23 protein-coding genes are annotated in these 24947 nt (G+C 67.0%); 12 read left to right on the top strand and 11 right to left on the bottom strand.

The annotated features are described in order from the left end of the window. Window positions 1-24: 24 nt before the first annotated feature. Both ASB57_RS18975 and ASB57_RS18970 read right to left on the bottom strand, forming a co-directional pair. Window positions 25-675, bottom strand: coding sequence for a LysE family translocator (locus ASB57_RS18975; protein WP_057653629.1), 651 nt, complete (start codon window positions 673-675; stop codon window positions 25-27). After that, window positions 672-1517: a DMT family transporter gene (locus ASB57_RS18970; RefSeq protein WP_057656266.1), complete on the bottom strand. Its 846-nt coding sequence runs from the start codon at window positions 1515-1517 to the stop codon at window positions 672-674. The genes ASB57_RS18975 and ASB57_RS18970 overlap by 4 nt, the downstream gene beginning before the upstream one ends. Before the next feature lie 297 nt (window positions 1518-1814). Between ASB57_RS18970 and ASB57_RS18965 the strand changes: the two genes are divergently transcribed. After that, entirely contained in the window at window positions 1815-3212 is a 1398-nt protein-coding gene (locus tag ASB57_RS18965) for a PLP-dependent aminotransferase family protein (protein ID WP_197425155.1), read from the top strand. A 61-nt stretch (window positions 3213-3273) separates the two neighbouring features. Here the strand turns inward: ASB57_RS18965 and ASB57_RS18960 are convergent, their stop codons facing one another. Next, window positions 3274-4209, bottom strand: coding sequence for a LysR substrate-binding domain-containing protein (locus ASB57_RS18960; protein ID WP_057653627.1), 936 nt, complete (start codon window positions 4207-4209; stop codon window positions 3274-3276). A gap of 129 nt (window positions 4210-4338) precedes the next feature. Here ASB57_RS18960 and ASB57_RS18955 point away from each other — a divergent pair, with 129 nt between their 5' ends. From ASB57_RS18955 to ASB57_RS18945, 3 genes are all read left to right on the top strand, one after another. Then, entirely contained in the window at window positions 4339-5427 is a 1089-nt protein-coding gene (locus ASB57_RS18955) for a tartrate dehydrogenase (protein WP_057653626.1), read from the top strand. 237 nt (window positions 5428-5664) lie between these two features. Then, complete coding sequence (locus tag ASB57_RS18950) at window positions 5665-6006, top strand: TIGR01244 family sulfur transferase (protein ID WP_057653625.1); 342 nt, start codon at window positions 5665-5667, stop codon at window positions 6004-6006. Between the two features lie 142 nt (window positions 6007-6148). Then, window positions 6149-6616, top strand: a complete 468-nt coding sequence (locus ASB57_RS18945; protein ID WP_057653624.1) for a universal stress protein — start codon at window positions 6149-6151, stop codon at window positions 6614-6616. A gap of 90 nt (window positions 6617-6706) precedes the next feature. Here the strand turns inward: ASB57_RS18945 and ASB57_RS18940 are convergent, their stop codons facing one another. Next, the gene (locus ASB57_RS18940) at window positions 6707-7885 is read right to left on the bottom strand and encodes an MFS transporter (RefSeq protein WP_057653623.1); all 1179 of its coding nucleotides are present in this window, start codon (window positions 7883-7885) and stop codon (window positions 6707-6709) included. Window positions 7886-8007: 122 nt separating this feature from the next. Here ASB57_RS18940 and ASB57_RS18935 point away from each other — a divergent pair, with 122 nt between their 5' ends. Beyond that, window positions 8008-8859, top strand: a complete 852-nt coding sequence (locus tag ASB57_RS18935; protein ID WP_369822717.1) for a helix-turn-helix transcriptional regulator — start codon at window positions 8008-8010, stop codon at window positions 8857-8859. Here the strand turns inward: ASB57_RS18935 and fdhD are convergent. Next, entirely contained in the window at window positions 8856-9689 is an 834-nt protein-coding gene (gene fdhD, locus ASB57_RS18930; protein ID WP_057653622.1) for a formate dehydrogenase accessory sulfurtransferase FdhD, read from the bottom strand. The two genes, ASB57_RS18935 and fdhD, sit on opposite strands and share 4 nt — an antisense overlap. 141 nt (window positions 9690-9830) lie before the next feature. On the opposite strand from fdhD, the gene moaA reads away from it, so the two are divergent. The 3 genes from moaA to ASB57_RS18915 are packed head-to-tail and all read left to right on the top strand — an operon-like array spanning window position 9831 to window position 12935. After that, window positions 9831-10946, top strand: coding sequence for a GTP 3',8-cyclase MoaA (moaA, locus tag ASB57_RS18925; protein ID WP_057653621.1), 1116 nt, complete (start codon window positions 9831-9833; stop codon window positions 10944-10946). Next, entirely contained in the window at window positions 10939-11607 is a 669-nt protein-coding gene (gene mobA, locus ASB57_RS18920; RefSeq protein WP_369822716.1) for a molybdenum cofactor guanylyltransferase MobA, read from the top strand. Before moaA ends, mobA begins: the two co-directional genes overlap by 8 nt. A gap of 11 nt (window positions 11608-11618) precedes the next feature. Further along, on the top strand, window positions 11619-12935 hold the full coding sequence (locus ASB57_RS18915; protein ID WP_082622033.1) for an FAD-binding oxidoreductase: 1317 nt from the start codon (window positions 11619-11621) through the stop codon (window positions 12933-12935). 17 nt (window positions 12936-12952) lie between these two features. On the opposite strand, the gene glp is transcribed toward ASB57_RS18915, so the two are convergent. From glp to moaC, 5 genes are all read right to left on the bottom strand, one after another. Beyond that, a complete protein-coding gene (gene glp, locus ASB57_RS18910; RefSeq protein WP_057653620.1) occupies window positions 12953-14179 on the bottom strand; it encodes a gephyrin-like molybdotransferase Glp in 1227 nt (408 codons plus the stop codon). A gap of 68 nt (window positions 14180-14247) precedes the next feature. Further along, on the bottom strand, window positions 14248-14766 hold the full coding sequence (moaB, locus tag ASB57_RS18905) for a molybdenum cofactor biosynthesis protein B (RefSeq protein WP_057653619.1): 519 nt from the start codon (window positions 14764-14766) through the stop codon (window positions 14248-14250). Further along, on the bottom strand, window positions 14763-15239 hold the full coding sequence (locus ASB57_RS18900) for a molybdenum cofactor biosynthesis protein MoaE (RefSeq protein ID WP_057653618.1): 477 nt from the start codon (window positions 15237-15239) through the stop codon (window positions 14763-14765). Before ASB57_RS18900 ends, moaB begins: the two co-directional genes overlap by 4 nt. A gap of 4 nt (window positions 15240-15243) precedes the next feature. Further along, window positions 15244-15528, bottom strand: a complete 285-nt coding sequence (locus tag ASB57_RS18895; RefSeq protein ID WP_231755189.1) for a MoaD/ThiS family protein — start codon at window positions 15526-15528, stop codon at window positions 15244-15246. A gap of 43 nt (window positions 15529-15571) precedes the next feature. Continuing rightward, the gene (moaC, locus tag ASB57_RS18890) at window positions 15572-16066 is read right to left on the bottom strand and encodes a cyclic pyranopterin monophosphate synthase MoaC (RefSeq protein ID WP_057653617.1); all 495 of its coding nucleotides are present in this window, start codon (window positions 16064-16066) and stop codon (window positions 15572-15574) included. Between the two features lie 275 nt (window positions 16067-16341). Between moaC and ASB57_RS18885 the strand changes: the two genes are divergently transcribed. From ASB57_RS18885 to ASB57_RS18870, 4 genes are all read left to right on the top strand, one after another. Next, window positions 16342-19902 carry a DUF748 domain-containing protein gene (locus ASB57_RS18885; RefSeq protein ID WP_057653616.1) on the top strand — a complete coding sequence of 1187 codons (3561 nt, stop codon included), beginning with the start codon at window positions 16342-16344 and terminating at the stop codon, window positions 19900-19902. Between the two features lie 102 nt (window positions 19903-20004). Continuing rightward, window positions 20005-20886, top strand: a complete 882-nt coding sequence (locus ASB57_RS18880; RefSeq protein WP_057653615.1) for a dienelactone hydrolase family protein — start codon at window positions 20005-20007, stop codon at window positions 20884-20886. A gap of 176 nt (window positions 20887-21062) precedes the next feature. Further along, complete coding sequence (locus ASB57_RS18875; RefSeq protein WP_057653614.1) at window positions 21063-21566, top strand: peroxiredoxin; 504 nt, start codon at window positions 21063-21065, stop codon at window positions 21564-21566. Window positions 21567-21767: 201 nt separating this feature from the next. After that, window positions 21768-23213 (top strand): MFS transporter, encoded by a 1446-nt coding sequence (locus tag ASB57_RS18870; protein ID WP_082621705.1) that lies wholly within the window; start codon window positions 21768-21770, stop codon window positions 23211-23213. A gap of 108 nt (window positions 23214-23321) precedes the next feature. On the opposite strand, the gene bioB is transcribed toward ASB57_RS18870, so the two are convergent. Further along, window positions 23322-24446, bottom strand: coding sequence for a biotin synthase BioB (bioB, locus tag ASB57_RS18865; RefSeq protein WP_082622032.1), 1125 nt, complete (start codon window positions 24444-24446; stop codon window positions 23322-23324). Window positions 24447-24947 lie beyond the last annotated feature (501 nt).

The raw sequence follows: 24947 nt of genomic DNA, 5'->3' as shown, positions 1-24947 counted from the left end.
CCTTGCCGGCCAGGTTCCCTTGCGTCAGTTCCCGGCCAGCGCTCGTGCCAGATCCAGCGCGACCGGGTACAGCGATCCTACCAGCAATAAGGCCATGGCCCCATTGAAGATACGCACGGCGCCCGGCTGGCGCAGCAGCCCACGCAGGGAGCTGCCGAAGAGCACCCATACTCCGATGCTGGGCAGATTGATGATGCCGCAGACCAGGGTGCCGATCAAAAGGTTGATGTAGAAGCCGCTGGCGGGGATGTAGGCGGCGGCGACACCGACCGCCATGACCCAGGCTTTGGGATTGACCCATTGGAACGCGGCCGCCTGCAGGAAGGTCATCGGCTGGGCGCGCCGGCCCCCTTCGCTCAATTCACCGGCGCGGGCGATCTTCCAGGCGAGGTACAGCAGATAGGCCGCGCCGGCATACTTGAGTACGGTGTACAGGATCGGTGAGCTTTGGAAGAGCGCCCCCAGGCCCGCGCCCACCAGCAGGATCATCAGCGTGAAGCCGATGGACACGCCCAGCAGATGCGGCAAGGTGCGGCGAAAGCCGAAATTCAGGCCGGACGCGGCCAGCATCACATTGTTGGGCCCCGGCGTGATGGAACTGACCAGGGCGAACAGGGCCAGTGGACCCAGCAGGCCGCCCGACAGCAGAGGGATGGCATTGGTGTAGTCGTTCATGGACGGGCTCCGCGGACGGCGGCACGGCGGCCGGCGGCGATCACGGCGATAACGGCCAGGGCACATATCACCGTGCTGGGGGGTACCGCTTCGTTGAACAACAGGGCGGCGGCCACGACAGTCAGGAAGGGTTGCAACAGCTGCACCTGTCCCACCTTCGCGATGCCGCCTTGCGCCAGGCCCCGGTACCAGGCGAAAAAGCCGATGAACATCGAGAAAAAGGACAGGTAGGCCAGGGCCAGCCAGGCCGCCGGCGAGGGCGCGACGGGCGCGTGCCAGGCCAGCCAGCCTACCGGCGCGGCGATGAAAGGCGCGCTGACGGCCAGCGCCCAGCAGATCGTGCGCCAGCCGCCCAGCGTGCGGGCGGCCTGGGCGCCCTGGGCGTAGCCCAGGCCGCCCAGCAGCACCGCCAGCAACAACCACAGGTCGCCCGGTTGCGGCGCGCCGCCGCCTTCGCGCAGCGCGAATCCGATCACCAGCGCCGCGCCGGCCACTGCCCACAGCCAGAAGCGGCCGGAGGGGCGCTCGCCGGTGCCCAGCGCCGCGAAAGCCGCGGTGCACAGCGGCAGCAGGCCGTTGATGACCGCGCCGTGGGCCGACGGCACCGTGCGCATCGCCAGGGTCGAGGCCAGCGGCCAGCCCAGCACGACACCCAGCGCCGCCAGGATGATCGCGCGCCATTCCTTGGGCGTGGGGCGCCGGCTGCGGGTGATCCACAGCATCAGGATGGCCGGCACCGCCGCGGCCAGCGCTCGTCCAAGTCCGACCAGCAGGGGATGCAGTTCGGCCACGGCGATGCGCGACATGGGCAGGGTGAGGCTGAAGATCAGCACACCGATCAGGCCATAGCTGTAGCCTTCCCAGCGCTGCTGCGCCGGGCCGGCTGTGAGGGAGGCCGTGGTAGGTCCAACGGATAAGGTGTCCCGCCCGGTGGGCAGGGAAGAACTGGGGGGTGGCATGGTTGTCTCCGGCATCAGGGCGAATCCGGATTGCCGGATCTACCCTTGCCTGACACTCTACGTAAGGTGTACGGTACAGTACCGGTACACTTTTTCAAATAGTTCGGGTATCTGGCCCGGTCCGTTGACCATGACAGTTGCGCTTGCTCTTCCATGAATGCTCCTACTACCTGGCAGCCCGTGCGCGGCGCCGACACTACGCTGGCGGCTCAGTTGGCCGCCGATGTGGCGCGCCGCATCGAGGACGATGCCTTGCGCCCCGGCGCGCGCTTGCCCTCCATCCGCGACATGGCGGGCCAGGCCGGCGTCAGCCGCTTCACCGTGGTCGAAGCCTACGAAAAGCTGGCGGCGCGCGGGCTGGTCTTGTCGCGCCGTGGCGCCGGTTTCTTCGTGGCGCCCCGAACCCTGGCGCCGCAGCCGGCGGCCGCGCCGCAAGCGCCCCATGCGCCCGCGCGCATCGACATCGCCTGGCTGCTGCGCAGCATGTTCCGCGAGTCCGCCACCCCCGGCATGCCGGGCGGCGCCGGTCTGCTGCCGCCTGAATGGCTTGACCCAGAGATGGTGGCCGGCGCCGTGCGCGCGGTCGGGCGCAGTGTGCGCGGCAATCTCGTCAGCTATGGGCATCCGCAGGGGTTCCCGGCCTTGCGTCAGCAATTGGCGGCGCAGTTGCAAGGCATGGATATTCCCGTGCATCCCGACGAAAACCTGCTGACGACCGCCGGCGTGACGGAGGGCCTGGACCTGATTGCCCGCCTGCTGGTGCGGCCGGGCGACACGGTGCTGGTGGAAGATCCGGCCTGGTTCCTGGTCTTCGCCCGCCTGGCCGCGTTCGGCGCGCGCGTGGTGGGCGTGCCGCGCACGCAGGATGGCTACGACATTCCGGCGCTGGAGCGCCTGGCCGCGCAGCATAAGCCCAAGCTTTTCATCGTCAACAGCGCGGTGCATAACCCGACGGGACATGCACTGCCCGCCGGTGTCCTCTATGACGTGCTGCGCATCGCCGAGAAGCACGACTTCATGTTGGTCGAAGACGATACCTATGCCGAATTGCATCCCGGCAAAGCCATGCGCCTGGCCACGCTGGACCGTCTTCAGCGCGTGATCTTCGTCGGCGGCTTCTCCAAGATGATGGCGGCCAGCCTGCGGGTGGGCTATATCGCGGCGGCGCCGGCCCTGCAGCAGCAGTTGACCGACCTGAAGATGCTGTCGGGCCTGACCTCTTCGGAATTGGGCGAACGGGTGGTCCATCGCATCCTGGCCGAGGGGCAGTACCGCCTGCATATGGAACGCGTGCGCAATCGTGTCGACGACGCACGCGAGCGCTGCACGCGGCAGCTGCTGCGGCTTGGTTTTCAGATCCCGCATCCGCCCCAGGCCGGCATGTTCGTCTGGGCCGATTGCGGCCGCGATTCCGAATCGCTGGCGCGCGTGGCGGCCGAGCGCGGCCTGCTGCTGGCGCCCGGCACCTTGTTTTCGCCGACGCAAGCGCCGTCGACCTATATGCGATTCACGGTCAGCATGGCGGACAATCAGCAGGCGTGGAAGCAGGTGGCCGCGGTGATGGAAGCGGCGGGCTAGGGGCTGCCACCTGCGGGCCTGTGCACGCGGGCGGGCGCGTCACCTCTATCCGCTTATCCCTTCATCCGCTGGCCGCCGGAGCGCCTGCCTGGCCCAGGCCGCGCATGGCCTGCTGCAGCCATTCCACGCAGATCCTGACCTTGGCGGAGCCGTCCAGGCGGGGCGGATAAACGGCCCAGATGTTCGCTTCCTGCGACCACTCGGGCAATACCTGTACCAGCGTGCCGGACGCCAGCAGCGGCGCCACGTTCCACATGGAGCGCAGGAAGATGCCGTGACCTTCGACGGCCCAGCGCGCCACGACCTCGCCGTTGTTCGAAGACAGCGGCCCGCTGACCTTGGCGCTTTGCTCGCCATGGCGGGCGGACCGCAGGCTCCAGACGCCGAAGGGGTGGTCGCGTTCCTTGATCACCAGGCAATCATGGCCGGCCAGGTCGGCCAGGCTGCGCGGCGTGCCCGCGCGTTGCAGGTAGGCAGGCGAGGCACACAGGATGCGCCGGTTGGCGGCCAGCGGACGCGCGATCAGATGCTGGGGGATGACGTCGCCGACGCGCACGTCCAGGTCATAGCCTTCGGCGGTGATGTCGACCAGGCGGTCAAACAGATCCAGACGCAATTGCAGGTCGGGATGGTGGCGCGCCAGGTCGGCGATCACCGGCGCCACCACCTGACGGCCGAAGCCGAAGCTGCAGCACAGGTGCAAGGTGCCGCGCGGCGCCTGGCGCGTGACGCCCAGTTCTTCCACCAGTTCGTTGAGGTCGTCCAGGATGCGTTGGGCGCGCGCCATCACGCGCTCGCCCTGGTCGGTGACCGTGACGCGGCGCGTGGTTCGGTGCAGCAGCGTGACGCCTAGCGTGCGCTCCAGCGTGGTGACGCGCTTGGTGACGTAGGCGGGCGACATGCCCAAGGCATTGGCGGCGGCCACGAAGCTGGCCTTGCGGGCGACGGCGAGGAAGACGCGCAGGTCTTCATTGAGGGGCGTCTGTAAGGGCGTCATGGAAGCGGGTGTGATGGGTATTCATGAATCGTGCATAGTCAATTCACGGTGAGCCTATTGTGCCCGAAATGGAAATTTACCTACGATGGATTTTTGTTAGGCGCCGACGCCCGCACAGGAGGAGATCGTATGAAGAACACTTATCGCATCGCTGTTATTGCCGGGGACGGCATCGGCAAGGAAGTCATGCCGGAGGGCTTGCGCGTGGTGCGCGCGGCGGCCGAGAAATTCGGCATCGGCCTGGAGTTCCAGCACTACGACTGGGCTTGCGCCGAGTACTACGAACAGCACGGCAAGATGATGCCGGACGATTGGAAGGCGCAGCTGGATGGCACCGATGCCATCTATTTCGGCGCCGTGGGCTGGCCGCAGACCGTGCCGGACCATGTGTCCTTGTGGGGTTCCTTGCTGCAGTTCCGCCGCCAGTTCGACCAGTACGTCAATCTGCGTCCGGTGCGGCTGTTCGAAGGCGTGCGTTGCCCGCTGGCGGGGAAAGTGCCCGGCGATATCGATTTCGTCGTGGTGCGCGAGAACACGGAAGGGGAGTACACAAATCTGGGCGGCCGCATCTATGCGGGCACCGAGCGTGAGATCGTCATCCAGGAATCGGTGTTTTCGCGGTTCGGGGCGGATCGGGTGCTGAAGTTCGCCTATGAGCTGTCGAAATCGCGCGCGCGGAAGCAGCTGACCGTGGCCACCAAGTCCAACGGCATCGCGCTGAGCATGCCGTGGTGGGACGAGCGTGCCGATGAGGTCGGCAAGTCGTATCCGGAGATCCGCGTCGACAAGCAGCACATCGATATTCTGTGCGCGCGCTTCGTGTTGCAGCCGGAGCGTTTCGACGTGGTGGTGGCGACCAATCTGTTCGGCGACATCCTGTCCGACCTGGGGCCCGCGTGCACCGGCACGATAGGCCTGGCGCCGTCGGCCAACCTGAATCCCGAGAAGCGCTTTCCTTCGCTGTTCGAACCGGTGCACGGGTCGGCGCCGGATATCTATGGGCAAGGCATTGCCAACCCCATCGCCATGATCTGGTCGGGCGCCATGATGCTGGACTTCCTGGGCGACGCCACCGGCCCCTGCCGCGCCGCGCACGACGCCATCGTGCGAGCGATCGAAGACGCCCTCCGCAGCGGCCCCCTGACACCAGACCTGGGCGGCAAGGCGTCCACCACGGACGTAGGTCAAGCCATTGCTGATCTCGTCGCCGCAGCGTAGCGTCGGCGCCGCGGATGGGCCGGCGCTGGTTGGCCTTCGCTAAAGAACTCAAAACTAGCGGGGGCACAGCGGAGCCGGCTTTGCCGGTCCGCCAGTGCCGCCCCCTTGAGGGGGACGCGCGCAGCGCGTGGGGGTGAGACCTTCCTCCGGTCCGCCAGTGCCGCCCCCTGGGGGGCCGCGCTCCGCGCGGTACGGGGGGGCCTTATACTCCTCAGGATTGATTCTGAGGAGTTCACCATGTCCCTGCCCGTCCGCGTCCTGACCGACGATTTCTCGGTTGCCCCCCAGCTCTCGCCTGACGACATGCCCGCCGTGGCCGCCGCCGGCTACAAGAGCGTGATCATCAATCGGCCGGACTACGAAGGCGGCCAGGACCAGCCCACCGCCGCGCAAGTGACGGAAGCCGCGTTGAACGCCGGCCTGCAGGTCGAATACCAGCCGGTCGTCGGCAGCGCCATGACCGCCGACGACGTCGCCCATTTCGCCCAGTTGCTGCGCACCATGCCCGCTCCGGTGCTGGCCTACTGCCGCTCGGGCACCCGTTGCACCAATCTGTTCCTGGCCGCACAGCAAAGCTGAGGACGACGCCGGCGTACGAACGCCTTGCGTCAGGCTGACTTCGCTTGCCCGGCGAAAGCCGGCCTGATCTTCGGGTAGGTGCTCATCCGCGTGTGCCTGTTTTCCTGTACATTGAACTTTCCATGTTCCTGGAGCAGGCACCATGTTTAAAAAAATCCTGATTCCCACTGACGGTTCGCCGCTGTCTGCCCAAGCCGCCAATGCCGGCGTTTGCTTTGCCCGTTCGGTCGGCGCTGAAGTCGTCGCCTTATACGTGACCCAGCCTTTCGCCGCGACCATCGGGTTCGACGGCATGGCCGCGGCCTATGCCATCACCGACGAGGACTATGAAAAAGCCTCGGGCGAGCAGTCGACCCGCTATCTGAAGCTGGTGCTGGACCGTGCCGAAACGGCGGGTGTGAAAGCCACGTCGCGCGCGGTGTCCAATTTCAACGTAGCCGACGGCATCGTGCAGGCAGCCGAAGAAACCGGCTGCGACCTGATCTTCATCGGCAGCCATGGCCGCAGCGGCTTGTCGCGTTTGCTGCTCGGCAGCGTGACGGCCAAGGTGCTGTCCCTGGCGCACACCGGTGTGCTGGTGTACCGCGTCAAGGAAGACAAGGAAAAGTAAGTCGTCGTTCGGGCAGGCCCCAGGGCTTGCCCGGCCCCCGAGCGCCTTGACCGGGCTCGGGCCACCCCGCCTTCCTTCGGAAGCCGGGGTTTATTTTTTCCGGTTCCGCATCCTCAGCGCCAGCGCCGCCGACAAAGCCAGCACCACCAGCATGCACGTCAAGGTGTACCGCAGCCCCCGCGCATCGGACAGCAACCCGAACAAAGGCCACACCATCCCGCCAACCGACATCGCCAGCCCCAGCGTGATCCCGCTGGCCGTGGCCGGATTGCGCGGCAAATAATCCTGCGCCAGCGTCACCTGCGAAGAGAACGGTAAAAACATGGCCGCCCCCAACGCACCCGTGAAGCACCACGCCCACACCGCATCGGGCGCCAGCGCCAGACCACCCATGGCCGGCAAGGCCAGCATACAGCCCAACCGTATCGCCGTCATACGCCCCCAGCGATCCGCCAGCCACCCGCCCAGCAAGGTGCCCACCGCTCCCGCGGCCGTGAACGTCGTCAGCGCCCCCGCGCCCATATACGAGGCGCCGCCCAGCTCACGGATCACATACAAGGACAGCATGGACAGCACGGTGACATAGGGGATAGACCACCCGACGATCACCGCGCACAGCAAGGCGAACGCGCGCCAGTCGTTGGTCGCATGCTCGGCGATCTTGCGCGCATGACCGCCGGTCTTGCCGCGTTTGCGGGCACCCGCCGTGGCAGCCATCCACAGCAGCGCCATCAACAGAGCGGGCAAGCCCAGCAGCCAGCTGCGATTCAGCGCTCCGCCGCCCACGACGGTGTTGGCCAGGAACGGCGCGAACGACGCCCCTATCGTGCCGCCCACCGCGAAGATGCTCATGGCGCCCTGCGAGCCGCCGCCGGCCGCCCGCGCCGCCACGGTGGCGGGCGGGTGGTAGGCGGCGATGCCCAGGCCGCACAGCGCCGCGGCCAGCCACGTCCCCAGATAGCTGCCGCCGCTCATGCCGGCCAGCACCAGTCCCAAGGCCGCCACCAGGAAGCCCAGCGGCACCATCCAGCCGCGCGGCGCCTTGTCGGCATACAGGCCGAACAGCGGCTGCACGACGCTGGACAGCCCGGTGGCCGCCAGCATCAGGCCGCTCACCGCGGTGTAGTTGTAGCCGCGCTCCAGCACCATCAGAGGCAGCAGCGCGGGCACCAGGCCCTGGTACAGATCGTTGACCGCGTGCGTGGTGGTCAGCAGCCCCAACCGCGAGCGGTCGGGCGCAGGGGAGGGGTGAGGGTGGTGCGCGCTCATGAAGTGCCTTTCGTCGAGAAAAAGACATGCTAAAAAGGCACAGTCTGGAAATCTCTCTATAAATTAACTTTCGCCGTCGAGAAATGGACAAGCCAGCATCTCCAGCCGGCGCGGCGCCCTTATTGACCCCCTCGTCCCCGCGCGACCGTGCCTGGGCCACGCCCCCGGTGGCCGACGACAGCCAGGACTGGCTGGACATCGGTGGCGACCGCGCCCTGGTGCATGGCGAGCAGACCGAACGTCCCGTGGTGGCCTATTCCATGGACCCGGCCGATGGCACCGTCATCCCCGCCCACGCGCATCGCCGCGGCCAGATGCTGTATGCGACCGCCGGCGTGATGCTGGTGCGGGCCGCGGCCGGAAGCTGGGTGGTGCCGCCCGGCCGCGCGGTCTGGGTGCCGCCGCGCACGCAGCATGAAATCGTCATGGCGGGCGATGTGGCGATGCGTACGGTGTTCGTCGAACCCGGCTTGAGAGCGGGCTTGTGGCCGACCTGCCAGGTGTTCGAGGTCAGCCCGCTGTTACGCGAATTGGTGATCGCGGCGGTCGAACTGCCGCGCGACTATGGGACGGGCGGGCGCGCCGAACACCTGATGACGCTGGTGCTGGATGAAATCGAACGGGCCCAGCCGCTGTCGCTGCACGTGCCCATTCCCGCTCATGCCGGCCTGGCCGCGCTGTGCCGGACGCTGGTGCGCGATCCGGCGCGGGAGGCCAGCCTGGCGGCGTGGGCGGAGGTCCTGCACATGCACCCGCGCTCATTGGCGCGCCTGTTCTTGCGCGAGACCGGCATGAATCTGGGGGTATGGTGCCGCGAGACCAGGCTGCTGCTCAGCCTGCCGCGGCTGGCCGCGGGCGCGTCCGTGCTGGAAGTGGCGCTGGAACATGGCTACAACAGCCCCAGCGCGTTCACCGCGGCCTTCCGGCGCACCTTCGGCGCCGCGCCCAGCTTATATCTGCGGCGGCCGAGCTAACCCGCCAGGCGTTCCTGGCAGGCGTAGATCGTGGCGTCGTCGCCGCGCATGAAGCCCATCAGCCCGACTCCCAGCCGTTGCGACAGGCGCTGCGCCAGGGCGGTTGGCGCTGACACGGCGGCGAGCAGGCCGACGCCGGCGGCGGCGGTCTTCTGCACCATCTCGAAACTGGCGCGGCTGGATACGACGATCACGCTGCCCGCCCGCTGCGCCGCCCCAAGGTCGGCGCGGGCCAGGGCGCCCACCAGCTTGTCCAGCGCATTGTGGCGGCCGACGTCCTCGCGCACCACTTGCAGGCGGCCATCGGCGTCGGCCCAGCCGGCGGCATGGGTGGCGCCGGTGGCGGCATGCAGCGGCTGACGGTCGCGCAGGGCCCGCATGGCGGCCAGCGCCGCGGCCAAAGGAACGGCCGGGGCCGCCCCCACGGGGGCCACGTCGCGCATCACTTCAGGCAGGGTTTCCACGCCGCACAGGCCACAGCCGGTACGGCCCGACATGGCCCGCCGGCGCTCTTTCAAACGCGCGGCGCAGGCGCTGGATATCTCCACTTCCACGACGACGCCATCGCATTCTTCCCGCAATTCGATGCCGCGCACGTCGTGGGCATCGCCCACGATGCCTTCGGTCAGCGCGAACCCCAGCGCGAAGTCTTCCAGGTCGGCCGGCGTGGCCAGCATGGTGGCATGGCTGATGCCATTGAATTCCAGGGCGATGGGGGTTTCTTCGGCCAGCTGATCGGCTTGCTGCACCGCTTCCAGGCGGCCGCCGCGCACGCGCAGGACCTGCGCGGGTAGCCAGGTTGGATGCGCCAGAGTGGGGTCGGTATCCATGATGTCGGGGCAACCGCCGGGGCCGTGGAGGCCGGCGGTCCAATTCCTGCTAGGGGGAAAGGGCTATATACCATGCCCATCGTTCGCCAGGGCGAGAATAGTCTGGCGGCGCGGTTCAGCCGTAAAAGCTATGATTCTTCTATGTCAAAAGTGATTTTCTTCACCGATCAACGCAAGGCGCCGGGCCTGTCCCCGGCGCTCGCGCGTCTGCCCCTGCCTGGCGAGCCGCTGCTCGACACGCGCGAGCGGCCCTTGCGCGACCTGCGGATTTCGGTGACGGACCGCTGCAACTTCCGCTGCACGTACTGCATGCCGCGCGATGTGTTCGACAAGCATCACGAATTCCTGCCCCATCGGGACCTGCTGACCTTCGAGGAAATCGCCGCCGCGGCGCGCGTGTTCGTCGCCATGGGCGTGCGCAAGATACGCCTGACCGGCGGCGAGCCTCTGCTGCGCAGGAATATCGAAACCTTGGTGGCCCTGCTGGCCGAGTTGCGTACCCCGGAAGGCGACAAGCCCGAGCTGACCCTGACCACCAACGGCAGCCTGCTCGCGCGCAAGGCGCAGGCGCTGAAGGACGCCGGACTGGATCGCGTGACGGTCAGCATGGATGCCCTGGACGCCGACGTCTTCGCGCGCATGAGCGACAGCGATTTCCCGGTCACCCAGGTCCTCGAAGGCATCGAAGCCGCCGCGGCCGCCGGCCTGACCCCGGTGAAGATCAATATGGTCGTGCGCAAAGGGGTCAATGACGACCAGATCGTGCCGATGGCGCGGCACTTCCGCGGCTCCGGCCACATCCTGCGCTTCATCGAATACATGGACGTGGGCAGCACCAACGGCTGGAACATGGCCGAGGTCGTGCCCAGCGCCGATGTGGTGGCGCGCCTGGCCCAGGTCTGGCCGCTGCGCGCCTTGCATGATGAAGGAATGGGCCGCGTTGCCGAGCGCTGGGCGTATGCCGACGGCGCCGGCGAAGTGGGCGTGATCTCCAGCGTGACGCACGCCTTCTGTGGCGGCTGTACGCGCGCCCGGCTGTCGCCCGAAGGGCGGCTGTTCCTCTGTCTGTTCGCCACGCAGGGGCACGACCTGCGCGCCCTGATCCGGGGCGGCGCCGACGAGACGCGGCTGGCGCAGGCCCTGGCGGGCATCTGGCAGGCCCGTGGCGACAACTATTCCGAGCATCGCGCGGATGCTGGCGCGGATCCGCGCGCGACCGGCGAGCACAAGATCGAAATGAGCTACATCGGTGGCTGACGAGGCCGTTCCCGGCAACACGCAAGCCGTCCCGCCACGGGCCGGCCCCGACGGCAACGTGGCCGGCCTGATCCTGGCTGGCGGCCGCGGTGCGCGCATGGGCGAAGTGGACAAGGGTCTTGTGCCTTTGCAGGGCGTGCCGCTGGTCGAGCACGTCATCCGCATCCTTACCCCGCAGGTGGCGCGACTGATCGTCAGCGCCAATCGCAACGCCAGTGTGTACGCGCGGCTGGCGCCGGTGCTGGCCGACGATCCGGCGCACGGCGCCTGGCAAGGCCCCTTGGCCGGCATCGCGGCCGGGCTGGCCGGCAGCCCGTCGCCGTGGGTGATGGTGGCGCCTTGCGATACGCCTTTCCTTCCAGCGGACCTGGTCGCGCGCCTGGCGCGGGCTTTGTCCAGCACCAGCACGGGCGGTGCACCGCGCATCGCCGTGGCCCATGCCGGTGGCCGCCGTCAGTCGGTCTGCATGCTGCTGTCCGTCGACTTGTTGCCGTCGCTGCGCGCGTATCTCGATGCCGGCGATCGCAAGGTCGATCTATGGCAGGACCGCAATGGCTGCGTCGAAGTCGACTGCGGCGACGCGGCGGCATTCATGAACCTCAATACCGCGACCGAATTGGCGCAGGCCGAGACGCGCGCGCAACCGCCTTCCCTAACGTAGCCATGGTAGCCATGACGTCCACCCCGCAAGCCGATCCCGTTGTTGCCCATGGCGCCGCCACGCAGTCCACGCCGTCCGCGGACATCATCGTCATCGGCGCCGGCATCGTGGGCCTGTGTACCGCGCACGCCCTGGCGCGCGCTGGCCATGCGGTGACCCTGCTGGATCCGGAGGCGCCCGGTTCGCAATGTTCCTCGGGCAATGCCGGCGCCTTGTCGTCCGGCTCGGTGGTGCCGCTGGCCATGCCGGGCTTGCTGAAGAACACCGCCGGCATGCTGCTGGACCCGACGGGCCCGCTGCACATACCTTTCCATTACTGGGCCCGCGGCGCATCCTGGTTGCTGCAATTCGCGCGCGCGGCACGCCCCGAGCGGGTCGAACGCATCGCCGCGGCATTGCAGACCCTGCTGCAAGACGCGGTGGCCAGCCATGAACGCGTGGCGGCGGCCATCGGCCGGCCCGATTTCATTTCCCGCAGTGGCCAGCTGCATCTCTATCCCGACGCGAAGGCCTTGGCCAAGGACGCGGGCGGCTGGGCCATGAAGCAGGCCCACGGCCTGCGTGTCGAACACGTCGACGCGGCAGCGATACGTGCGCTGGAGCCCAATGTCCGCGCCAGCTACACCACTGGCGTGTTCCTGCCCGACGAAGCCTCGGTCAACGACCCCTTGGGATATGCGCAAGCCATCGCGGCGGACCTGCGCGCGCGCGGCGCCCGCTTCGAGCAGGCTCGCGTCACGCACCTGGCGCGCGGCGCCGACGCTTGGCAGGTGGGCGCTGGCGATCGCCGCTGGCAGGCGCGCCACGTCGTGGTCAGCGCGGGCGCCTGGTCAACCCAGGTGCTTGCCTCGCTGGGCCTGCACGTGCCGCTGCAGACGCAGCGCGGCTATCACCTGCAACTGGCGGGCGGCGCTGCGGCGCCCGCCGTCTCCCGCGTGGTGGTGCTGGCGGATCGCAAAGTGTTCATGAATCCCATGCGGGGCGGCCTGCGCATCGCCGGCACCGTCGAAATCGACGCGCTGGATCGCCCGGCCAACGCGCGCCGCGCCGAGCTGTTGCGCGAACATGCCCGCGCGGGCCTGCAAGGCGTCGATCTGGAAGGCGGTTCGGTATGGATGGGGCATCGCCCCTGCCTGCCCGATTCCATGCCGGTGCTGGGGCCGGTGCCTGCCGCCGAAGGCCTGTGGTGCGCCTTCGGCCATGGTCACCTGGGCCTGACAGAATCGGTGAATACGGGCGACTGGATCGCCGCCGCGATCGCGGGGCAGGCGCCCGCGGCCATGGCGGCTTTTTCACTCACCCGCTTTCGCGGATGGCGGCGGGGCTAAGGGCCAGGCCCTGGGCCTCAGGCCTGCCAGTGACGGAAGTCGTAGTACGCGACCTTCTCACCGTCGTAGATGGGCACACCAGCTGGTATGCGCGCCAGTCCGGTCGCCCAGGGCAGGGAACTCATCACCCCTGAACTCTGCCGGTCGAAGACTTCCAATTCGCCCACGCTGCCCGGGTTGACCACGCGCCGCACCCGCAGGAATTCCTCACGTGCATCATGGCGCGGTTTGGGCGTGCGCAGGGTCAGGAAGCTGACCTGCGGGAAGAGTTCAGTACGTCCCTGCATGCGGCGCAGCAAGGGCGTGACCAGCACGGTAAATACCGCGTAGGCCGACACCGGATTGCCCGGCAGACAGACGACGGGCTTGCCATTCACATGCGCCATGGCCACCGGCTTGCCGGGCTTCATGCGCACTTTCCAAAGCGCCAGTGTGCCGCCCAGGCTTTCCAGGGCCGGCTTGACCAGGTCCTTGTCGCCCACCGACACTCCGCCGACGCTGAGCACCAGGTCGCACTCGTCGGTCAGCGTCCGCAAGGCGTCCTGCAAGCTGGCTTCGTCGTCACGGGCGTGCAGCACGTGGGTGGCACGCCCCCCCATGCCGTTGACCAGCGTGGCCAGCATGACGCCATTGGAGTTATAGATCTGGTGGTTCGAACGCGGCGCGCCCGGGGCCACCAATTCGTCGCCGGTGGTCAGGATGCCGACGCGCACGGCGGGATGCACCGTCACTTCGGCCAGCCCTTGCGATGCCAGCAGCGCGATGTGGGCGGCGTCCAGGCGGGTGCCCGCGGACAGCAGCGGCTGGCCCGCGGCCACATCTTCGCCGCGCCGGCGCACGTGCTGGCCAGGCTTGGGTTCGGCCAGCAGCTCGACGAGGCCACCGGCCTTGTCGCCGCCACTGCGCGTGTCTTCCTGCATGATCACGGTGTCCGCGCCCGCGGGCATCAGGCTGCCCGTGAACAGACGCGTCAACTGGCCGGGCACCTGGGCGGCCGGCTCCTGGCCGGCATAGACGATCTGCTGCACCGGCAGGCGCGGCGTGGCGCCCGCGGCGGCATAGTCTTCATAACGCAGCGCGTAGCCATCCATGGCGCTGTTGTCGCCCGGCGGCAGGTCCAGCGCGGCGGTCAGGTCGGTGGCCAGCACCAGGCCGGCGGCCTGGTACAGCGGCACGCGCGTGCTGCGGGTGGGGGCGGCCGCGCCTTGCGCCAGTTGTTGTTGAGCGTCGTCGAATTCAAGCATGCGGGATCATTCCATGTAGGGGGACGCGCCCGCGGCCAGAGGGCCGACGAGGGGCTGCGCCCCTGGTGTCATCGGCTCTTGAAGTGCGAGGCGAAGTTGCAGGGCTTGTGGCGGCTGTCCAGCTGTTCGCGCAGGATGTGATTCCAGGCAGCTTCGCAGGCGCTGGTGGAACCCGGCAGGCAGAAGATGACGGTGTCGTTGGCCATGCCCGCGATGGCGCGCGACTGGATGGTCGAGCTGCCGATCTCGTTGAGGGAAATATGGCGGAATACTTCGCCGAAGCCGGGGATCTCGGTGTCGAACAGCGGCGTGACCGCTTCCGGGATGGCGTCGCGGTGCGAGAAACCGGTGGCGCCATTGGTGATGATCACCTGCACCGCGGGATCGTAGATCCAGTCGCTGAGGATGCGGCGGATCGCATAGACATTGTCCTTGACCAGGTCGCGCCGCACGCAGTTGTGTCCGTCGCGCGCCAGGGTTTCGGCCAGCCAGTTGCCCGACGTGTCGTTGCCCGCGGTACGCGAGTCGCTGACGGTGAGCACGGCGCAGGCCAGCGACTGTTTTTTGTCGTTTTTCTGGTCGTTCATGATGCTTCCTTCGAGGGATGACCGTCCCAGGAACGGGTGCGGTCGGTATCGCTTTGTTTTTGTTCGACCCAGAAGCTGCGGCCACTGGCCAGGGTCTCGCGTTTCCAGAACGGCGCCCGCGTCTTGAGGGCGTCCATGATGTATTCGCAGGCATGGAAGGCGTCGCCGCGATGCGCGCTGGCGGCGGCCACGAAGACGATCTGGGCGTTGCGGGACAGGGCGCCCACCCTGTGCACGATGACGTAGTCCACCACGCGCCAGCGTTCGCAAGCCTGGCGCGCGATGTCTTCCAGTTCGCGTTCGCACATGCCCGGATAGTGTTCCAGGGTCAGCGTCTGGGTGGCATCGTCCGGTGAAAAATCGCGCACATAGCCCGTGAAGGTCACCAGCGCGCCCGCCGCGCCGGCGCAGCGTTCCCGCAAAGCCTCTTGCAAGGCGCCAACGTCGAAGTCGGCTTCCTGGACGACGATCATGGGATCAGCCTCCGGTGACGGGTTCGAAGACCGCGACTTCGTCGCCGGGATGGATGACCACCGTAGGCTTGGCGTGGGTCTGGTTGACGGCCAGGCGCAGGCGGCTGGCGCCGGCCAGCACCGGGTAGCGCTGGCCCAGGCTGGCCAGCAGGTCGCTGCCGCTGATCGACGTGCCCGCCGGCAGTGCGTAGGTTTCGGCGCGGCAGCCCGTCAGTTCGGCCACGCGCGCGAAGTACAGCAACTGGATGCTGGCCTTGGCGTCGGTGTTGGGGGTTGTTGTGCCGTTCACTGCGCACCTCCGTGCCCAGTCGGGCAGAAATCCACCCGCGATTCTACTCCGTCGGCGCCCGCCATTCGCCGCTTTTACCCCCGGCCTTGTATTCCAGCCGGACCTGCTCGATGACGATGCCTTTGTCGGCGGCCTTGCACATGTCGTAGATGGTCAGGGCGGCCACGCTGCAGGCGGTCATGGCTTCCATTTCAACGCCCGTCTTGAAATCCGTTCGGCAGGTGGCGCGCACTTCAACGGTGTGGCTGGCGTCGTCCAGCGCGAAGTCCACGCCGACGAAGGACAGGGGCAGGCTGTGGCACAGCGGAATCAGGTCGGCGCAGCGCTTGGCGGCCAGCATGCCGGCCACGCGGGCGGTGTTCAGGACCTCGCCCTTGCCCCTGCCGGGCTGGGTGAGCAGGCCATAGGCAGTGGCATTCAGGCGGACCCGGGCGGCCGCGATGGCCACGCGGGCGGTGCTGGATTTGTCGCCGACGTCGACCATGCGGACCTGGCCGGATTCGTCGAGATGGCTCAATGTGGGCGGAGTGGATGACATGGCGATGACGATAGCCGGCGAGGCTTCAAGGTAGGGGCCGCGAGGCCCGATGTGCAGGAAAAACCGCAGGGAAGACCGCAGCCTTGCCGGGTCGGCGGCCGACCCGCTTCCACGGTCAAGGTTTGAAACGAATTGCCCGGGTGTAAAGGCGGACGCGAGCAGGGATTTCAGCCACTATTCGGTTTCGTGACGTGGCGGCAAGGCTCGTCAATCATAATGGACGCGCCCATGCGCCGGGGTGATAATCGCCTCGTAGCCTACAGGAGAAACCATCGATGTCTGTGCGGATACCCAAGATAAGGCTGTCGCGGCGGCTCGGTCGCATAAGTCTGGGTATCGTCGGTTTCGTGCTTCTTGTCTTCGCCCTGGCGGCGTGGCAGGTGCCGAATTTCACGCGCAAGGCTTTGACGGGGCAGGTCGCCGAGATGCTGGGCCGCGAGGTCCAGGTCGGCAAGATCAGTTTCAATCCTTTTACGCTGACCCTGCGCATCCACGACCTGCAAGTCGCGCAACCCGGATCTCCCACCCCGCTGCTGGCGGTGGGGGAGGCCAATGCCAGCCTGGCCTGGCGGTCGCTGGTCTGGTTCGCGCCGGTGGTGGACCATCTTGAGCTGCATCAGCCCAAGGTTGCGCTGGTGCGCGAGGGCCCCACCCGCTTCAACTTCTCCGATGTCCAGCAGAAGGTCGCCGACATGGCCGCCGCGCAGCCGCCGGCCGCGGAGGAAGACAAGGACAAGCCGCTGCCGCGGTTCTCGCTCAACAATCTGATACTCGAAGGCGGGGCCGTTACCTTGGACGACAAGGTCACCGGCCGCAAGCAGGTCGTCGATGAGATCAGCCTGGGCGTGCCGTTCATCTCCAATTTCGGGTATGCCACCGATATCGATGTGCTGCCGCGCTTTCATGCGCGCATCAACGGCAGCCCCTTCGATCTGCACGGCACCGCGCGGCCTTTCGACAAGGTGCCGGCGTCGACGCTGGACGTGGTGTTCACGGGCCTGGCATTGGACCAATGGGCCGATGCGTGGCCGGCGCCTTTGCCGGTCAAGCTGAAGAAGGGTTTGCTGGATTCCGATCTGCATGTGGTCTTCGAGCAACCGCACGATGCGCCGATCAAGCTGCGCGTGACCGGTGGGCTGAGCGTGCGGGACTTCGATCTGCGCGAAAGCTCGGAGGAGAACCTGGCGGCGTGGCGTGAACTGAATGTGCGGCAGGTCGACCTGGATGTGATCGGGCACACCGCGACCATAGGCGAGGTGGAGATGCTGGACCCGCGGATCCAGACGCGCCGGGATGCCAATCAGCGGGTGAACTGGCTGGATGTCATCGACAAGCTGCAAAGGTTGAGCGCGGGCGACAAGACCGAAGGGCCGGCCAAGGTGTCGACGGTCAAGACGGTAGTACCGGCGTCGGAGAGCAAACCTGGCGCGGCTGCAGCTCCGGGGCCAGCAGCGGCGAACGCGCCTGCCACGCCCGCCACGCCGGCGGCGCCCGCGGCGCCCGCGCCGGCATCTGCGACGGCACCCGCGACGCCACCTGCAACGCCACCTGCGGCTCCGGCCGCAACTGCACCCGCGCCCGCCGCGGCCCCCGATCCCTGGCAGGTGACGATCCTCGCCATCAACATCGGCAACGGCAATCTGCATCTGCGTGATGCCGCGACCAAGGTGGACTACACCCTGCAGAAGCTGGACGTCACGGTCCAGCGGGTCCGCTTCCCCCAGCCCAAGGATCAGCCGATCGGCCTCTGGCTGACCATGGACAATCCCGACGGCGCCAAGCTGCGCGGCGTCGGCAAGCTGATCCTGCAACCCCTGGCCCTGGACCTCGACGCCCGGGCCGCCAGCCTGCCGCTGGCGCCCTTCGCGCAAGCGGTGCGCAATGCCTCGCCGGTCCTGCTGCAAAGCGGCACCGTAGGGGTGTCCGCGCAGGTCAACGTGGCCGACCGCAACAACGTGCTGACCGTCAACGCCAGTGACGTCAAGGTCGACGCCGCCGACATCGCCGCGCGCGATGAAAGCATGCAGCCCGCCGTGGACGTCAGTCTGAAGCGCCTGGCCTTGTCCGTCGACAAGTGGACCCTGGGTTCCGGCTCGTCCAATTTCGACCTGAAGGCCGACGGCCTGCTGGGCCAGGGCACGCTCGCCACGCAGGGCAGCTTCACCTTGGAGCCCCTGCAGGTCAGCGCCAAGGTGGATTTGGCCAAACTGGATCTGGCGCGCTTCGCGCCCTATGCCGCGTCCAGCCTCAATGCCGCCGTGCGATCGATTTCAGTGGGCGCCAAGGGCGAGGCCAAATTCACGGCGGCGGCCGGCGGCAAACCCATGCAGGCCAGCTGGACCGGCGCCGTCAACGTCGATGACCTGAATCTGCTGGACCGCGTCAATCGCGCGGACTTCCTGGCCTGGAAGACCCTGGCCTTGAGCAATATGGCCATCCAGGTGGTGGGCGACAAGCCGAAGCTGGACCTGGGCGATATCGTTCTCGATGACTTCTACGGCAACGTGCTGCTCAATGGCGAAGGCCGTTTGAATGTGCTGGACCTGGTGGCGGAACCCGGCAAGGCCGGCGGCTCCATCACCCAGGATACGCAGACCCGTTCCGCGCCCAGTCCGGCGCCCGCCAGCAAGTCCGGTGGCGGTGGCATGCCGGACATCACCGTGCGCAGCGTCACGTTGAAGAATGGCCGGGCCACGTTCAACGACCGTTTCGTCAAGCCCAACTACACGGCGGAATTGTCCAGCGTCGCCGGTTCGGTATCGACCTTGTCATCGACCAATCCCCAGCCTGCCAAGGTCAGCGTGAACGGCCGTGTCTATCGCACGGCGCCGCTCGCCATCAGCGGGGTGGTGAATCCTTTCGCGAAATTCCTGACCCTGGACCTCAAGGCCACGGCGCGCGGTGTCGACCTGCCGCGCTTCACCACCTATTCGTCCAAGTACGTCGGCTATCCCATCAAGCGCGGCAAGCTGTCGGTGGACCTGGAATACAAGATCAAGGACCGGGCCCTGACGGCCAGCAACCATGTGCTGTTGACCCAGCTGACCTTCGGCGAAAAGAGCAACAGCAAGGACGCCACGACGTTGCCGGTGATGCTGGCGGTGGCTTTGCTGAAGGACCGCAACGGCAATATCGACATCGACCTGCCGGTATCGGGGTCGCTGGACGATCCCAGCTTCTCGGTCGGCCGCATCATCCTTGGGGTGGTCGGCAATCTGGTGGTCAAGGCGGTGACGTCGCCGTTCAGCCTGTTGGCCTCAGCCTTCGGCGGTGGTGGCGAGGAACTGTCTTTCGTCACGTTCGCGCCAGGCAGCTCCGCCCTGGATGACACGGCGCGCGAGCGCCTGGGCAAGCTGGCCACGGCGTTGGCCGATCGTCCTTCGCTGCAGATGGACATCACGGGCCGGGCCGATCCGGCCACCGACGACCGCGGCCTGCGCCAGGCCTGGATCGATCAACGCATACGCGCCGCCCAGGCCCGTTCCACCGGCAAGAGCGCGCGCTTGAGCAATGCGCCTTTGTCGGCGGCCGACCGCGCCAAGTATCTGGAATCGGTCTACGACAACACCAAGATGGACAACAAGCCGCGCAACTTCATCGGCATGGCCAAGTCCGTTCCGGCCGACCAGATGGAAGACTTGCTGCGCCAGGCGGCGCCCGTCGGCGACGAGCAGTTGCGCAAACTGGCCGACGCGCGGGCCCAGGCGGTTTACGAGGCCCTGCAGGCGCAAGGCGCGCCCGCTGACCGGATCTTCATGGTCGCGCCGGAGTTGTCGGCCGAAGGCATCAAGGACAAGGAAGCCCCCAGCCGGGTGGAGTTCTCCTTGAAGCGGTGATGCGATGCGAGTTTGAAACGCGCACTTGAAACACAAAAGGCCGTATGCTGCGGTGCACGGAAGTGAACACCTCAGCCCCCCGCGACATCAGGAGTATTTTGAATGAGCGACGACAAGCATCTGGATAGTCTTCTTCCCCCACTGCGCCTGAACCGGCGCGGCTTCATGGCCACCGCCATCGCGTCGGGCTTCGCCGCGGCGGCGGGTCCGGTGAATGCCCAATCGGTGATCAAGACCAGCGCGGAAGGCCTGACCGCCGGCCCGGTGGAGATCCCGGTGAAGGACGGCAAGATGTGGGCGTACAGCGCCGCGCCGAAGGACAAGAAGCATCTGGCCACGGTGCTGGTGGTGTCGGAAATCTTCGGGGTGCATGAGTACATCCAGGACATCTGCCGCCGGCTGGCGCATCAAGGCTATCTGGCCGTCGCGCCCAACCTGTTCGCGCGTGAGGGCGATCCGTCGAAGTACACGGAAATCGCCAAGCTGCAGGCCGAGGTCGTACAGAAAGTGCCGGATGCGGATGCGATGTCGGACCTGGACGCCACCGCCAAGTGGGCAGCCAGCCACGGTGGCGATGCCAACAAGCTGGGCATCATCGGTTTCTGCTGGGGCGGCCGCATCGTGTGGCTGTACTCGGCGCACAATCCCAAACTGAAAGTGGGCGCGGCGTTCTACGGCCCCTTGCGCGGCAAGGCCGATCCGCAGCTGCGTCCGCATTTCCCGGTCGACCTGGCCGGCAAGCTGCACGCGCCCATCCGCGGTGCTTACGGCGGCAAGGATACCGGCATCACCCAGGACGACGTGGCCGCGATGCGTGCGGCGCTGGAGAAGGGCGACAAGGCGGCGCGCGCGTCGGTGATCGATGTCTATCCGAATTCGGGCCACGCGTTCCATGCGGACTATCGGCCCAGCTACGTCAAGGCGGACGCCGACCAAGCCTGGCAGCGGGCGCTGGACTGGTTCAGCGAGCACAAGCTGAAATAGTCGGGTGGCCGGCCTGCGTGCTCATTTGAGCCCGCGGCCTTAGCCCCGGCTTCGACTTGAGGGCCGGGAAGGCGCTACCATACAGGACAGCATAAGAACTCCTGCGCCGCGGGACCGGGCGCGGGGATGAAATTCAAACGCGGACAGCCGTCCGCGTTTCACTTCTGGAGATAGTCATGACCATCAAAGTCGGCGACAAGGTGCCCGACGGCACGCTGACCGAGTTCATCGAAACCGCGACCGAAAGCTGCGCGCTGGGTCCGAATGCCTTCCAGGTCGCTGATCTGGTCAAGGGCAAGAAGATCGCCGTTTTCGCCGTTCCGGGCGCGTTCACGCCCACCTGCTCGGCCAAGCATCTGCCGGGCTATGTCGAAAACGCCGCCGCCCTCAAGGCAAAAGGCGTCGACGAGATCTGGTGTGTCGCGGTCAATGACGCTTTCGTGATGGGCGCCTGGGGCCGTGAGCAGAAGGCTGGCGGCAAGGTGCGCATGCTGGCCGACGGTTCGGCCATCTGGACCAAGGCCCTGGGCCTGGAGCTGGACCTCAACGCGCGCGGCATGGGTGTGCGTTCGCAGCGCTACTCGATGTTGCTGGACGACGGCGTCATCAAGAAGCTGAACATCGAAGCCGCCGGCAAGTTCGAAGTCAGCGACGCGGCCACCATCCTCGGCCAGGCTTAACACCGGGAGTCTCTGTCCCGCCAGCAGGTGCCGGCGGGACAGGATTATTTTTTAGACAGTACCGCCTAAATAGTCGTCATTTGAGTACTCAGCCTATCAAGAACTCGATCCCGTCGAAGACACCGCGGAGCCGGGTCCCCCGGTCCGCCGGTGTCGCCCCCCTGGGGGGGCCGCGCTCCGCGCGGTAGGGGGGGACTCAATTTGTACTCTACCCTTTACTCGTTTTCTTCTTTGTATGCCGCTGCACTGCTGATGCTGTGCGGGTCCGGCCTGTTCAATACCTTCATGGGGTTGCGCCTGACTGCCCAGTCGGTCAGCGCGTTCTGGGTAGGTCTGCTTATCGCGGGCTACTACTTCGGCCTTGTGTGCGGCGCGCGCCTGGGTCACAAATTGCTGATCCGCGTGGGCCATATCCGCGCGTTCGTGGCCTGTGCGGCCATCTCCGCCACCATGGTGCTGGCGCAAGCCTCGTTCGAGATCCTGCCGCTGTGGCTGGTGCTGCGCGTGACCGCCGGCATTGCCATGGTCACGCAGTTCATGGTGCTGGAAAGCTGGCTCAACGAGCAGACGGAAAACCGGCTGCGCGGCCGGGTGTTTTCGGTCTACATGCTGGTGTCGGGCCTGGGCACGGTCCTGGGCCAGCTGTCCTTGACGATGTACGGCACGCTCGACTTGCGGCCGCTGACCCTGGTCACCATCTTCCAGGTGTTGTGCCTGGTGCCGATTGCCCTGACCGCGCGCAGCCATCCGGCCACGCCGATGCCCGCGCCCCTGGACATCAAGTTCTTCGCCAAGCGTGTGCCGCTGTCGCTGACGGTCCTGTTCATGGCCGGGAACCTGTCGGGCGCGTTTTACGGCCTGGTGCCTGTCTATGCCGCAAGGCATGGCATGAGCACCGCGCAGGTGGCGATCTACGTGGCGGCGTCCGTGACGGCGGGGCTGCTGTCGCAGTTCCCCATGGGCTGGCTGTCCGACCGCATCAACCGGGCGCGCCTGATCCGCTGCAACGCGCTGATCCTCGCGGTGTTCACGGTATTGATGTGGGGCTGGGTCGATCTGCCGTACTGGTTGATGCTGGTGCTTTCCTGCATGTTCGGCGTCCTGCAGTTCACCTTGTATCCGCTGGGCGCGGCCTTCGCCAACGACCACGTCGAGGCGGAAAAACGGGTGGGCCTGAGCGCCATCCTGTTGATGGCTTACGGCATTGGCGCCTGCATCGGTCCCTTGATCGCGGGCGGCTTGATGTCCCTCGCGGGAACGAATATGTACTACGTCTTCGTCACCGCCTGCGCCGTCATTCTGGTGTGGCGCGTGCGTCCCGCCAGTGTCACCGGCGAGCATCAGGTGGACGCTGCGCCGGTGCATTTCGTGCCCATGCCGGATACCTTGCAGAGCTCGCCGGCTGCTGTCGCCACGCTCGATCCGCGGGTCGATCCGGCGGTGGACCAGAACCTGGAAATGGTGGAGCCCGATGCCGCCGCGGGCACGCAACCGGCGCGGCCGGAAGGCAGTGTTGATGGTGCCGATGCCGGGGCTGGCGCTCCGGCGGACCCGATGGCGCCGGGGCCCGAGGCGGGTGTCGTCACCGGCGCGGCGGAATCGCCCGATCCCGCCGCGGGCACGGGGATGCGGCCACCTTCGCTTTAAGCGCACGTTGCGATGCCGTCGTTGCGACGGCATACGCGCGGCTGGCGTGACGTCAGGTCGTGTGCGGGCAGCGGCGGCCGGCCAAGCAGCGGCCGAGCATGAACGCGGCTAGTCTTCCCGGCGCGCGCAGGCATCGCCCGCTACCTTGGTTTCCGGCCAGTGCCAGGTGATGGGTACGGTGTCGGTGCGAGCAGGCGTTGGCGGTGTCGGCAGGGCCGAGGCGGGCAGGGGGGCGGCGTCCGCACCCGTGGCTCGCATGCCCAGCCGGGCCATCAGTTCACGATCATGTTGCAGCCGCGGGTTGCCGGTCGTCAGCAATCTTTCCCCATAGAACATCGAGTTCGCGCCGGCGAGGAAGCAGAGCGCCTGCGTGGCGTCGTCCATGGTCTCGCGCCCGGCTGACAGGCGCACCACGGCGCGTGGCATCGTGATGCGCGCGACGGCGATGGTGCGGACGAACTCGAAGGTGTCCAGCGCGGGGGCGTCGGCCAGGGGCGTGCCCGGGATGGGCATCAGATGATTGATCGGTACCGATTCCGGGTAGGGGTCCAGATTCGCCAGTTGCGCGATGAGGCCGGCCCGCACCTTGCGGTCCTCGCCCATGCCGATGATGCCGCCGCAGCAGACCTTCACGCCCGTGGCGCGAACGCTGTCCAGCGTGTCCAGGCGGTCCTGGTAGGTGCGGGTGCTGATGATGCTGCCGTAGTACTCGGGCGACGTGTCCAGGTTGTGGTTGTAGTAGTCCAGGCCCGCATCGGCCAATTGGCGGGCCTGTTGATCGTCGAGCATGCCCAGGGTGACGCAGGTCTCCATGCCCAGCGCCTTGACCGCGCCTATCATGCGCGCCACGGCTTCGAGCTGGCGCGGCTTGGGTGAGCGCCAGGCCGCGCCCATGCAGAAGCGCTGCGCGCCCTGGTCGCGGGCCGCGCGCGCCGCCGCCACCACTTCATCCAGGGGCATCAGGGGCTCGCCTTTGACTCCCGCGTCGTGGGCCGAAGACTGCGAGCAGTAGCCGCAGTCTTCCGGACAGCCGCCGGTCTTGATCGACAGCAGGCTGGAAAGCTGGATTTCCGCGTTGTCGAAGTGCTGCTTGTGCACGGTTTGCGCGCGATGCACCAGCTCGGCGAAAGGGAGGTCGTACAGGGCGAGGATGTCGTCCACGCTCCATTCGGTCGCGTCATTGGGCTCGGAGAGCGACGCTTTGCGCGGCTGCTTCAGCGGGTCATTCGGCATTGCATTCATCGGGCACTCCGTCATCAGGCCGGGCTGGCTATGGCGGCCGATCGTAGGAACAAAAAATCCGTCCACGCAAAGGGCTGAAAAGCTGTCGGTAGACAGCATGAAAAGCGCTGTAGAGCGTGATAGCTCGACGTAGTCGATGGGGCGGTCATAACGTGCGCCCAACGGTCAGCATCTTTTCGGGCCGAATATTTGTGTCTTTTCGTATCTCGCTCGCCTTCGGGGCGAGCCCCGGGAAAGAGGTCGGAGGGCTCTGCCCCCGACGCCCCTTCGTCCGGGAGTGCGCGGTTCTGCGGCGGCAGTCGGGGCGGGGCCTAGGCATATCCCCCCCACGTTCGGGAAAGCCCAATCCTGCGGGGGCAGTCGGGGGCGGAGCCCCCGACATTCTGTCTCCGACTGGTCGGGGAAACATATCTCTCCCCCATACCACAAATATGGGATACCATAAATGGCATACCAAAAATCCAACAAAAACGGCAGTCTTACGCTTCTTTG

The sequence above is a fragment of the Bordetella sp. N genome, assembly GCF_001433395.1.
GTDB lineage: Bacteria > Pseudomonadota > Gammaproteobacteria > Burkholderiales > Burkholderiaceae_B > Bordetella_C.
This window is presented reverse-complemented; position numbering and strand designations above follow the sequence as displayed.